Genomic DNA, 12,175 nt, shown 5'->3' on the forward strand with positions numbered 1-12,175 from the left:
AACATATAAGTATGTGATATTAATCACATACTTTTGTACTTAAGTAAGTAGTAAAAATTTGCTCATTACCAGGCAGATCCTGGTAATGCAGATGCTTTGGCTCTAGTTCTCTTTATATGTGTGTCCCCGAACAGCCAATGTGCCGATCGACCTTTCCCGCATCGCCGCCGAATTCCCCCAAATCAAAACCCTGACGCACTCGCAAGGGCGAGAAACCGGGTTTATGGTCAGGGTATGGCGCAGAAAGCCTAGGTTTTTGTCGAGAAACCCGGTTTCTTTGATTTTTGGCATAAGCTAGGCAAATAGTTGACAAATATTGTCAATTAATTTAAGCTGCAAATACTATTCAAAGTAACGGCGAATCCCATGACTCTTTCCACCTACACTCCTGGCTTGTACGCTAGTTTCAGACACCAGACTTTCACCCACCGTCAGTTAGTGCCGGTGCCGTCTCAAGGCTTGTTGCGAATAGAACGGGGAGCTGTCCGAACCGTGACTTGGAGCGAGCAGGGGACAGCAATCACGCTGGGATATTGGGGAGTTGGAGACGCGATCGGTGAGCCGCTCTGTGGCGTGCAACCTTATCAAATTGAGTGCAAGACTCATGTAGAAATTAGCTACATTCCGACCAATTTGTACGATCGCTCCTTAGATGAAATTTTTGCCCACCTTCAGCAAACTCAAGAATTTTTCTGCATACTTCGCACCGAATCTCTGCGGGATAGATTGCTGCAACTATTGGTTTGGTTGGGAAAAAAATTTGGTCGGGAAGTCGCACAAGGGCTGTTAATTGATTTGAGATTGACTCACCAAGAGATTTCCGAAGCCTTGGGGATTACGCGGATCACGGTGACGCGGCTGATGGCGAGGCTGGAAGAAGAGGGATTGATCGATCGCTCCCGCCCTCAATACATTGTCTTAATTTCCCGTTAACTTCGCATTTTTGACATTTTTGAAAGCAATTATAGATTGATCTGAAAATCAGATTTCCCCGTTTACTATCAGTGGACTTGCGCTATAAGAAGAGGGTTTGAATCCCTTGTCATCAGCCAGATTGTCGATCGGGGTACACGCATCAAAATAAAGTTTTGCTTGTTACCAGGATCTGCCTGGTAATGCACATATGGAAGCTCTGGATCTCTTGCGCCTGCTATCAGGGAATTTATTCTCAAAACGGGATAACGCCAAGTGTGAGGGTTTTCCCAGACGTGGTTAATCAAAATGTTTTAAACATCTGAAAACGATAAAAAAAAGGTTTGTAGTGCCGAATGCGAGTCCCATCTTCTGCTGCGAACTCGCATTGCACACTACAAACCTTATTTGTTACTATCGTCGATCGGCTCTAATCTCAGATAGTTACAAAGCATCCGCTATAGCGGTTCTCACAAAAGTGAGGTATGCCCTATGCGCGGTTTGCCCTATCGCGGATAGTACCTCATACCAGAGTACAGAAAGGCTATACTTTCTTGGCATATTTCGTAAATCCGGTGATAACTGTGCTTTGTGCATACATCTTTTGTTCGGGGCTGGGAATGCAAGTCGTCAGATTTTGCTGAGGACTTTTCAACATCATTAAACACCAGTTTGATTAATGACTTCTGGAGAATTATCCGGTTGAAGTTGAGTGGGTTGCTGGAAAATGGCAAAGATTGCTCGCACCACAAACAGCACCATCACCACTGCACCCAGAGCAAAAACGATATCGCCCGGAATACGCAACCACACTGTCCACTGCATCCAAGCAGACCCAATTACCTCTGCACTGCGGGCATACCAAGTGCCGTGATTTACTGACTGCACTAATTGATAAAAGCCATTGGGAATTAATCCCAGCACTAACATCATCACCAGTCCTCCATTCAGCAACCAAAAGGAAGCCCGCAACAGTTTTTCATTCCAAGCGCGATCGGGTACAATCTCTCGCAATGCGAATAGCATTAAGGCTATTGCAAGGGAACCATAGACACCAAATAGGGCAGAATGCGCGTGAATTGGAGTGATGTTCAAGCCTTGGGAGTAATAGAGAAAAATTGGTGGGTTAATCAAGAAGCCAAAGACACCCGCACCTACCAAATTCCAGAAGCAGGTTGCCAGGAAAAAGCGCATAGGCCAGCGATAAAAACCTTCTGCTTCTTCGGAAAAACGCAGGGTTTTAATTACTTCAAAACCTATCAGAGTTAATGGCACTACTTCTAGGGCAGAGGCCACAGAACCCATTGCTGCAATAAATGACGGCGTTCCTGCAAAGTAAAGATGGTGCAGCGTTCCAATCACTCCACTGCCTAGATATAAAATCGTAGTTAGATAGGTGGCTCGCAGGGCTGAGGATTTCTTCAAAAATCCCAATTCGCTGCACAAATAGGCGATCGTTACCGTCGCAAAGACTTCAAAAAATCCTTCTACCCAAAGATGTACTACCCACCAACGCCAATATTCTGCCACGCTCAAGGCAGTATGGTTTGTGTACATTAAACCTGCTGAGTAAAACAGAGGAATAGTAATCGCACTGTAGAGAAAGAAATGATTGAGTCCTGTGCGATCGGCATCATTTTTTAAGGCTGGCTTGAGGGCGCGATACATCAGCCACAGCCAGAACACCATGCCGGCAATTAATAGCAATTGCCAAACGCGCCCTAATTCGATATATTCATAGCCTTGATGTCCCCACCAGAAACTGTTTGTTCCTAGCAGTCCCTGAATTCCGGCCCAAGAACCAACGAGAGAACCGACAACAACTACTGTGAGCGCGATTAGCAATATCCCATTTCCCCAACCTTGTCCCTTCGGTTCGTGTTTGCCAAAACGGGGTGCGAAATACAGTCCGGCGGCCAGCCAACAGGTGGCGATCCAAAAGATAGCTAACTGTAAATGCCAGGTGCGAGAAGCTGCATAGGGCAGGAATGTTTGGAGAGGAATGCCATAAAATCCATCTCCTTCTACGGCGTAGTGAGCAGTCACCATCCCCATAATCATTTGCATCAGAAATAAGGCCATAGCCACTCCAAAAAATAGGCTAGTTACCTTCTGGCTGGGGGTGGCTAAACGAATTGCGGGACGGCTGGCTACGGTCAAAACATCGTCTGCTTCTTCCTGAGTGATGTAAACTAACAGGAAAAGTGCGATCGCCGCTATCAGAACTATGACTGACACAATCGACCACACGACAAACTGACCGGGGGGTTGATTTCCCACTAGGTCATCGTGGGGCCAGTTTGCTGTGTAAGAAAATGGGGCATTGGGACGGTTGGCTACGGCCGCCCAAGCTGTCCACGCAAAAAATGCGGTGACAGCATGGATTTGGCGATCGTCTTTGAACCAGCCATCAGGAATGGAGTGGATGCGCGAACCGTGAGACAGCAACTCTTGGTAGTCCTGAAAGACTTGTTGCAGACCCAAAGTTTGGGCATTTGTGAGAGCTAAAGTATCGGTTTCTCGATCGTAACGGTTGACCTTAAAGTCAGCTTGAACCCGTGCTTGGAGACTGGCCCGTTCCGGTGCTGGTAGTGCCTCTAAATCGCTCTGGGAAAATTTAGGATCGTTCTGATATAGCACTCCCGCCGCTCCCAGCGCCCAGCGGTGCAAAACATCAGCACTCCAATCGGGAGCCAGATAGCTGCCGTGTCCCCAAATACTGCCGATATGCTGTCCGCCCCGTCCTAAATAGGTGGTTTGTCCGAGATCGATGTCTTCTGCGCTGATAATGATTTCCTGTTGGGGAGAAGTCATGGCGATCGGAATCGGAGGCGCGTTTTGACGGATGGCTGCTCCTGCTCCTAATAGCACCGTGAACGAGATAATGCAAATCAGCGTCAACCATGCTGGTAAACTAAAGCCTTTTTTTTGGGAGCCCTCTGCTATTGGAATGCCAATAGTTGAATTTGCCATAGTGATATTTTTCCTTTTGTATGTATTGTGATGTTGCTTTTGTTTTGCTGCAGAAAATTTGCAATTGATTGAGTGTTATTCAATAACGAGCTTTTCAGATGCCATATTTTCTAAGTTTCAGAATAGACTAAAGCGCCTTGAGGTTTTGACATTTCAGCCTGATTGAGATAGATGTGACAGTTTGTCTCTCGACAATTGTGACATAAAATGTTGGAAAATCTCATCTTTATCAAGACAAAATTGATTAATTGTAAAAAAAATTATTAAAACTTTACCTATCAAAGCTAGAGCTTAAAAGTAATATTATATCGGTAGATTACTAACAAAAACGGTTCCTAGTACGGACGGTGGTCAGCAGTTTTTTGCGGACGGAAGTCCGCACTACCAACCTTAGTTACGACAGCTAGTCATATCAAATCCTCTCTTCATGGGAATAGTAAATTCACTTTTGACAGTTGACTGTTGACTGTTAACTGTTAATATCATGTATGATTCCAACCTGAATTGATATCAACCGTCAACAAACAGTACAATAATGCCATTGATTGTTAAACCATATACATAACAAATAAAATATTTGTGTTATAAGTGTTAAAGTTGTATTTGCTTTTCTTGCTGGTCAGCAGCAGTTTGATTGAACTCAATCATCTGCTGTTTTATTCAATTAACAAAAATAAACAAATTTAGTTCAAAAAATCCGCGATTATTATTGTAATAATGGGCGATGAATCAATATGGATGAGATGGAAGGATTGCGACAGCGAGAACTTTGCGATCGCTTAATGCTTGACTATCGAGAGATGGCTGCGACAGCAAAAAAGCTAGGGCTGAGCACCCATGCTTACATTCAGCAAAACACAGGGTGGGTTTTGTTTGAGGAACTTTACTATCCGCCAGGAACAATAGTTGTAACTGAGGATTTGTGCTGCATTCCGTTAATCTTGTATTCTAAATCAAAACGATGAAGGGAATTATTTATAACCTTTTTCAAAAATGTGATTAGTCACTCAGTTTTAGATTGGAGGGATTGAGGGATTGAGAGATTTAGGGATGGTAATTTTATTAAAGTTGGAGTCTAAACCATGAAAAACCGTTGGATTAAATGGCTTCAGTTTAGCCTGACTGCTTTGCTGGTTGTGGGTGCGATCGTCCTAATCAACCACTACGGGATCGAGCAAATTAGAGCTAACATCAGTCAGTTTGGAATTTGGGCACCGTTGGTGGTGATGTTGCTGCGAATGGTAAGCATTGTGATTCCTGCCCTACCGGGTACTGGTTATTCGCTGCTAGCAGGTGCATTGTTTGGGTTTACCCAGGGTTTAATCGCGATCGCCATTGCTGATGCGATCGCCTGTACCATTAATTTCTACATTGCCAAACGCTACGGACGCCACCTCGTGCAAAAAATTGTCGGGGAAAAATTCATGGATAAAGTAGATTCTATTAATCAGAATTACCTAGAAAGTAATATCTTTTTAGTAACGGCTTTACTGATGACTGGGCTGTTTGACTTTGTTTGCTACGGTGTCGGATTAACTCAAATGAAATGGCGGAGATTTATCACTACTTTGACGCTGAGTCTTGTTGTGGCAAAACCTCCATTAGTAGCTCTGGGAGCAGGCGTTCTCGAAGGCGGTAAGTTGTTGCTAGGATTTGCATTGTTAGGAATGTTTTTACTAGCATTGGTGACAGGTTGGTTGAATCGCAAACACAGTTTACCGTCTTGATTGGTAGAATTTTATTGGCGACATTGCACGATTTAAGATCGTGTCCGCTGGATTACCATCACAAAAAAGATCGCGCGTGCGGAATGCGAGTCCCTAATCCAAAAGTGGACTAAAGTCTGCACGCGCGATCCTTTTTTATTGTTATCAATCCCAGAGCGGACAGGATTTAAGATTTTTTTTAACCGTAGATAGAGGCAGATAGAGGCAGATATTTTTTAGATATTTGCCTCTGTCTCAACTAATTTAATTTGTCGTTAATGCCTTCAACAAATAAGCCCGAGTTCCTGTTAAAGTCGCGCCCTTGGCATTTTGGAAAGTGTAAGCTCCGTAGTTAGCCCCATTTTTAGTTTGCCACAACTTTGCTTTAATTCATCTAGCCGAAGCAGATTGTACAGCCTATTGCTACTTAAAATTAACTAAATTGGCTGAGGTAATTATTTTTTATGTGATGTGTCTCTGAAAGTACCTAAGAATAAAGCTTTTAATACTAAGTTCAGTTATTGACCGTACTCGTTAATAATAAATTTTTCAATAAATCTGCTTAAAAATTGTTTAAAAAAACTAGCCAGTTGACAGTTGGGGATTAGAATCATTGTCGCAATTAGCTCTTGATTATTTTATCAATAGAAGCCATGAAGTTTAAGTCCCTCAAATCTGTGAATCCGGGTTGAGTTTTCGTTTGTTTGGCGGTAAGTTCGATCGCTGGTACTGTGACTGTTAGTTCTGATTTGCAACAAATGCCCCTGCGATCGCTCCTACAACCCGAAAGTGTGATCGGGAGCATCTCAGTTATGAAATAAGTAGAAATACTCAGGCAAAAGCCAGATTAAGATAAGAGCAGCGATGCTTGAGAACTTGAGAGATATTGTTGCGGTTCCATTGAGCGCCCGATATTTTAATTCTACGCCCAATCTGCTTAATGGTCGATTCAACCGTAGGTAGTGCCCTGAAGGAAAGGATCAGAGTAAGCTATGATTAGAGAGAAGTGTTTGCCATAGCGTGATATGACATTATTCATTCATTGTTGCCCTAATTGTGGTGAGCGAAGAAGTTAGTCGGAACGGTAAAACTCGGCATCATAAACAAAACTATAAATGTCGAGAATGTGGTCGTCAATTTGTTTTAAATCCGGAATGGAAACCTATTACCAAAGAACAACAGGAGTTAATGTCACGGATGCTACTTGAACGTATTTCTCAGGCAGGGATTGCTCGGGTACTGCAAGTGTCAAAAGATACAGTCCAGCGATATGTTAATATAGCAATCCTAAATCATTTTCTATGTATAGGTGTACTGATAGATTTTGGGGAAATCAAATTTATGTTCCTTTGTGAAAAACTCAAACAAAAATTTAATTATCTTAAAAGACTTACATAAATACCAATATTTTCGTAAAAAATTTTTAGATTGTAACCAAATATCTTCAACCGGATTTTGATCGGGAGCATTGGGAGCAAATAAAATACAAGTAATTGACAAATCATCAGGTTCTTTGTCACGATTAACTTCTGACAAATAATCTCTAAATTCTCCATATTTATGATAACTAGCTCCATCCCAAATCAAGATAATTCTCCGCAATGAGTATTTATTTTGTAAATATTTTATGAATTTAACTGTTGATTTTCCATCGCCAGATTCATAACCTTGAACATGGAATTGTTTGGTTTGATAATGAGCGTGCACCAAAATAAGTTTGTCTATTTTTTTGATTGGTAATTGGGACTTCAATTTTTAGGTCAGAGCGACCCCAAGCTTAGCCGTTGATATCGCCATGAAGTAGATGACATTCATCTAAAAAAAATACTATTATTTCTCCAGATTCTATGCCACCTTTGTTTTTGGCTAAAATCTTGTTAATTTCTTTCCTCTTTTTTTTACCAGTTCTCGATCGGATTTGGGATTAATTTTCTGAGTTTTTTTTCCAGGTAATCTTTGCCAGAGATAAAAATGCATAATAGCTCTGTTTTGACTTATAGCTGACACCAAATTGTCGCTCTAAATAAGTAACCAGCTCATCGAAATCCCAATATTCTTTATTCTTTAGCCATTCCATTACTTCAGTTTTGTGTAGAGATGTTAAATATCCTTTTGACCCTTTATGCCCTAGTTTGATTCCTGCGATGCCTTTGGTTTTAAATTGTTTTTTCCAATAACCAATAAAAAATTTACTTACACCTAAAATTTTGCTAATTTCATGGTAAAGTTTACCTTCTATAGCCATCCTTACGGCTACTGCTCGCTTGAGTTCTCTTACAGTTCGATCACTTTTAATGAAAGATTCTAACGCCGCTCTTTCTTTTTCCATATCTTTCTGTGGTAGTTGTAAGTTATTCATCTTTTTATTGTCACAATCAATGATTGCATATAATTATATCATAATAAGTGTAGATAATGATTTAGGATTGCTATAGTCCTCACAGAAGTCGCTCGCCAACAACAGTGTTTATTTGACAACAATAAACAGAGTATTGAGGATAGAATAGTAAGTGTAAGTCAACCCCATATTCGTCCTATAGTCAGAGGAAAAGCCGGGAAAAGCGTAGAGAGGCGAGCCAAACTATCAGTTAGTTGTTTTGAAGGATATGTATTTTTAAACCGGATTAGCTGGCATAACTTTAACGAATCAGGGGACTTAAAAGCACTCTTTAGAAGCATATCATAGGTTCACAGGATATTATCCAGAGTCAGTTCATGCATATCGCATTTACCGTAAAGCGTGAAAACCGAGCATGGTGTAAAGAAAGAGGCATTAGAATTAGTTGACCACCTCTAGGAAGACCAAGAGCAAATGTGAGTAAAGCAAAAAAGAAGCAAGCTAAAGAAGATGAAAGAATTAGAAATGCAATAGAGGGAAAGTTTGGGGCTTGCGGAAAAGAAGATTCGGTCTCAATAGAGTGATGGCTAAACTCGATAATACCTCTGGTACGGTTATTGCAATTACTTTTTTGGTTATGAACCGATGTTTCCTGGTGGCGCCGGGTTTTTTGTGTATTTTTATGTCTATTTGCAAAAAGAACACCTGTTTTTAGGCCGAAAATAATCTACAGTTATTATTGGGGGGATTCGATACCAAAAAAACTTATATTTAACTGAGCTTTCAGATATTGTGAGTTCCTGTTCTTAGTTTGCGATCGATTATTCAACAAGCCCTAATTATACTACTTTCAGCCACTCTGATAGCCTAAAATTGGTATTTAGGAGAAAAAATCTCCTAAATTACCTAGTTTTAGGCAAATTTTCTCTCTCTAGACAGAGATGTGGAGATGCTAGGGGACTAGACTCGTGGATTGCAATCTTAAGTGTAAGCTTCCATTGGCAAACAAGAACACACAAAATTACGATCGCCAAAAGCATTATCTATCCGCCCCACCGCAGGCCAAAACTTATATTCGCGAGTCCAAGCAGTCGGATAAGCAGCTTGCGCGCGAGTATAAGGACGGTTCCACTCATCAACCATCAGAGATTCTGCAGTATGCGGGGCATTTTTCAAAAGATTATTTTGCGAATCCACATTACCTTTTTCAATCTCCGCAATTTCGCCTCGAATCGCAATCATCGCATCGCAAAAACAATCTAATTCCTGCTTCGATTCGCTTTCCGTCGGTTCCACCATTACCGTACCCGCGACAGGCCAAGAAACAGTCGGCGCGTGATAGCCGTAATCCATCAACCGCTTAGCGATATCATCAACTTCGATAGCAGCAGATTTTTTGAGAAGCCGCAAATCTAGAATACACTCGTGCGCCACTAAACCCGATTTCCCTTTATACAAAACCGGATAATAAGATTCTAACCGATGCGCCATGTAATTAGCATTAAGAATTGCTACTTTTGTCGCTTCAGTTAAACCAACTCCTCCCATCATCCGAATGTACATCCAAGAAATAGTCAAAATGCTGGCACTTCCCCAAGGTGCGGCCGAAACAGCACCAACAGATTCTATCTTACTCCCCCCCTTGGTAAGGGACGATTCTATCTTGCTCCCCCCCTTAGCAAGGGGGGGTTGGGGGGGGTAAGCTCTTGATTCTGCATCAGTAGAAGGCAAAAATTCTACTAGATGAGGCATAACTCCAATCGGCCCCATCCCAGGCCCGCCGCCGCCGTGAGGAATGCAGAAAGTTTTGTGCAAATTCAAGTGACAAACATCAGCACCAAAATCACCGGGGCGGCACAAACCAACTTGAGCATTCATATTTGCGCCGTCCATATAAACTTGTCCGCCGCAGTTGTGGACAATCTCGCAAATTTCTTTAATTTCTGACTCAAACACGCCGTGGGTAGACGGATATGTCACCATCAAAGCAGCCAATTCATTTTTGTGCTTTTCCGCTTTTTTCTGCAAGTCGGCGACATCAATATTCCCCTGGCTATCGCACTCAATAGCAACTACTTTCATTCCCGCCATGACAGCGCTAGCCGGATTTGTACCGTGGGCTGACTGGGGAATTAAACAGATATTGCGGTGAGATTCGCCTCGGTGTTCGTGGTATTGGCGAAGGACTAACAATCCCGCGTATTCTCCCTGGGAACCGGCGTTTGGCTGCAAAGAAATTCCCGCAAAACCGGTGATTTCTGCCAGCCACTGTTCGAGTTGCACGAACATCATTTGATAGCCGCGAGTTTGATTGCGGGGTGCAAAGGGATGTATATTCCCAAATTCGGCCCAAGTTACCGGCAGCATCTCGGCTGTTGCATTCAATTTCATCGTGCAGGAACCCAAGGGAATCATCGATGTATTCAGCGATAAATCCTTGGTTTCTAAACGGTGCAAGTACCGCAACAGTTCAGTTTCGGAATGGTAATTGTTGAAAACTGGATGGGTGAGATAGCTGGTTGTGCGATCGCAAAAATCTGGTAAAGTCAAATAGGAATTTAATGCGTCTGCATCCAGCGGAATGTTGAGAGCGTTCTGCCCCTCAACCCTGATATAATCCTTATTCTGTCCGAAAATTTCCCATAAATCTTGCACGTCTTCAACAGTAACAGTTTCATCTAAAGTGATTCCGACTGTCGCCTCATCAAAAACTCGAAGATTAATGTTGCGAAGTTGGGCAGTTGCTAGAAGTTCTGACAGCGGTTTGTCTCCCAATTCTACTCGCAGAGTATCGAAGAAAGGTTGAGAACCAATTTTGTATCCGAAACTTCTTAAACCGGATGCCAAAAGTGCAGTTAAACTCCATACTTTTTCTGCAATGTCTCTGAGTCCAGACGGGCCGTGATAAACAGCATACATACTCGCCATCACTGCTAGCAAAACTTGAGCAGTACAAATATTGCTAGTTGCTTTTTCGCGGCGGATGTGCTGTTCGCGAGTTTGCAAAGCCAAGCGTAACGCAGACTTGCCGTTGGCATCTTTGGAAACGCCGACAATTCGCCCCGGAACTTGCCGTTTAAACTCTTCTTTTGTGGCGAAATAGGCTGCGTGGGGCCCTCCGAATCCCATCGGCACTCCGAAGCGCTGGGTGCTTCCTACGGCTATGTCAGCGCCGAATTCGCCGGGGGGCGTAAGCAGGCAAAGGCTCAAAATGTCGGCGGCGACTGTGACTAATGCGCCGACTTCGTGTGCCGATCGAATAAAATCCCTATAGTCGTAAATTGTGCCGTCTGTTGCTGGGTATTGCAGGAGCGCGCCGAAAATTGTACGATCGAACTCAAAGCTTTGATGGTCGCCGACAATCACCTCAATTCCCAGCGGCTTAGCGCGAGTTTGCACCACTTCAATCGTTTGAGGGTGACAATCTTGAGCCACAAAAAACGCTTTCGCCCCCTTTTTGCTAGCGCCGTAACTCACCGCCATCGCTTCCGCCGCCGCAGTCCCCTCATCCAGCAAAGAAGCGTTAGCAATTTCCAAACCCGTGAGGTCGATTATCATTGTTTGGAAGTTCAGCAAAGCTTCCAATCGCCCTTGGGCAATTTCGGCTTGGTAGGGAGTGTAAGCTGTATACCAGCCGGGATTTTCCAGGATATTCCGCTGGATGACCGGGGGTGTGATGCAGTCGTGATATCCTGTGCCAATGTACGATCGAAATATCTGATTTTTTGCAGCAATTTCTTTCAATTCTGCCAAAGCAGCGTACTCGCTTTGCGCTGCGGGAAGTTGCAGGGGTTGATTCATGCGAATCGCCGCAGGAACAGTTTTGTCAATCAACTCATCAAGGCTGGAAATACCCAAAACATCCAGCATTTGCTGGATTTCGCTGGGTGTCGGGCCAATGTGCCGCCCCGCAAAACCACCGATGGGGGAAAGGTTTTGCTGCTGGCTGGGTTCAACTTGCGGGCTGTAGAGTACCAAGGCGGATTCTCCTGAGTTAACTTTTGCTTCTTTGTTTGTAACATTTAGTCACAAAAGAAGGAAGAAGGAAGAGGGAAGAAGGAAGAAGGAAGATAGAAGATGGAAGAGGGAAGATGGAAGATGGAAGATGGAAGAGGGAAGATGGAAGATGGAAGATGGAAGAGGGAAGATGGAAGATGGAAGATGGAAGATGGAAGATGGAAGAGAAACGATTTCCCACTCTCCCACTCTCCCACTCTCCCACTCTCCCCCTCTCCCACTCTCCCAC

General features: G+C 43.2%; 8 protein-coding genes and 3 pseudogenes. 6 read left to right on the top strand and 5 right to left on the bottom strand.

What is annotated here, in order from left to right; genetic code table 11:
• The first annotated feature begins 366 nt into the window (after positions 1 to 366).
• Positions 367 to 933 carry a Crp/Fnr family transcriptional regulator gene (locus tag AACV78_RS00955; RefSeq protein ID WP_194011730.1) on the top strand — a complete coding sequence of 189 codons (567 nt, stop codon included), beginning with the start codon at positions 367 to 369 and terminating at the stop codon, positions 931 to 933.
• Between the two features lie 639 nt (positions 934 to 1,572).
• Here the strand turns inward: AACV78_RS00955 and AACV78_RS00960 are convergent.
• Positions 1,573 to 3,885, bottom strand: coding sequence for a nitric-oxide reductase large subunit (locus tag AACV78_RS00960; RefSeq protein ID WP_194011731.1), 2,313 nt, complete (start codon positions 3,883 to 3,885; stop codon positions 1,573 to 1,575).
• A 734-nt stretch (positions 3,886 to 4,619) separates the two neighbouring features.
• Here AACV78_RS00960 and AACV78_RS00965 point away from each other — a divergent pair.
• On the top strand, positions 4,620 to 4,850 hold the full coding sequence (locus AACV78_RS00965; RefSeq protein ID WP_194011735.1) for a hypothetical protein: 231 nt from the start codon (positions 4,620 to 4,622) through the stop codon (positions 4,848 to 4,850).
• Between the two features lie 117 nt (positions 4,851 to 4,967).
• Positions 4,968 to 5,612: a TVP38/TMEM64 family protein gene (locus tag AACV78_RS00970; protein WP_194011732.1), complete on the top strand. Its 645-nt coding sequence runs from the start codon at positions 4,968 to 4,970 to the stop codon at positions 5,610 to 5,612.
• Between the two features lie 810 nt (positions 5,613 to 6,422).
• On the opposite strand, the pseudogene AACV78_RS00975 reads toward AACV78_RS00970, so the two are convergent.
• Positions 6,423 to 6,548, bottom strand: a pseudogene (locus AACV78_RS00975) (ISKra4 family transposase); the annotation flags it as partial.
• Between the two features lie 102 nt (positions 6,549 to 6,650).
• Between AACV78_RS00975 and AACV78_RS28605 the strand changes: the two are divergent.
• On the top strand, positions 6,651 to 6,989 hold the full coding sequence (locus AACV78_RS28605) for an IS1/IS1595 family N-terminal zinc-binding domain-containing protein (protein WP_445329573.1): 339 nt from the start codon (positions 6,651 to 6,653) through the stop codon (positions 6,987 to 6,989).
• Here AACV78_RS28605 and AACV78_RS00980 read toward each other — a convergent pair.
• Both AACV78_RS00980 and AACV78_RS00985 read right to left on the bottom strand, forming a co-directional pair.
• A complete protein-coding gene (locus tag AACV78_RS00980) occupies positions 6,891 to 7,343 on the bottom strand; it encodes a transposase (protein ID WP_194011733.1) in 453 nt (150 codons plus the stop codon). The genes AACV78_RS28605 and AACV78_RS00980 overlap by 99 nt on opposite strands.
• 172 nt (positions 7,344 to 7,515) lie before the next feature.
• Entirely contained in the window at positions 7,516 to 7,950 is a 435-nt protein-coding gene (locus tag AACV78_RS00985; protein WP_194011734.1) for a helix-turn-helix domain-containing protein, read from the bottom strand.
• An 84-nt stretch (positions 7,951 to 8,034) separates the two neighbouring features.
• Between AACV78_RS00985 and AACV78_RS00990 the strand changes: the two are divergent.
• A pseudogene (locus AACV78_RS00990) lies at positions 8,035 to 8,614 on the top strand (transposase); the annotation flags it as partial.
• A gap of 296 nt (positions 8,615 to 8,910) precedes the next feature.
• Here AACV78_RS00990 and gcvP read toward each other — a convergent pair.
• Positions 8,911 to 11,907, bottom strand: coding sequence for an aminomethyl-transferring glycine dehydrogenase (gene gcvP, locus AACV78_RS00995; RefSeq protein WP_194074371.1), 2,997 nt, complete (start codon positions 11,905 to 11,907; stop codon positions 8,911 to 8,913).
• A 31-nt stretch (positions 11,908 to 11,938) separates the two neighbouring features.
• On the opposite strand from gcvP, the pseudogene AACV78_RS01000 reads away from it, so the two are divergent.
• Positions 11,939 to 12,175: pseudogene (locus tag AACV78_RS01000) on the top strand (hypothetical protein); the annotation flags it as partial.

Origin of the sequence: Tychonema sp. LEGE 07196, assembly GCF_963890365.1 — a bacterium.
Lineage (GTDB): Bacteria > Cyanobacteriota > Cyanobacteriia > Cyanobacteriales > Microcoleaceae > Microcoleus.

Coding starts and splice junctions, on each gene's coding strand:
- AACV78_RS00985 (WP_194011734.1), bottom strand. CDS start 7,950: ATGAATAACTTACAACTACCACAGAAAGATATGGAAAAAGAAAGAGCG.
- AACV78_RS00960 (WP_194011731.1), bottom strand. CDS start 3,885: ATGGCAAATTCAACTATTGGCATTCCAATAGCAGAGGGCTCCCAAAAA.
- AACV78_RS00970 (WP_194011732.1), top strand. CDS start 4,968: ATGAAAAACCGTTGGATTAAATGGCTTCAGTTTAGCCTGACTGCTTTG.
- AACV78_RS00955 (WP_194011730.1), top strand. CDS start 367: ATGACTCTTTCCACCTACACTCCTGGCTTGTACGCTAGTTTCAGACAC.
- AACV78_RS00965 (WP_194011735.1), top strand. CDS start 4,620: ATGGATGAGATGGAAGGATTGCGACAGCGAGAACTTTGCGATCGCTTA.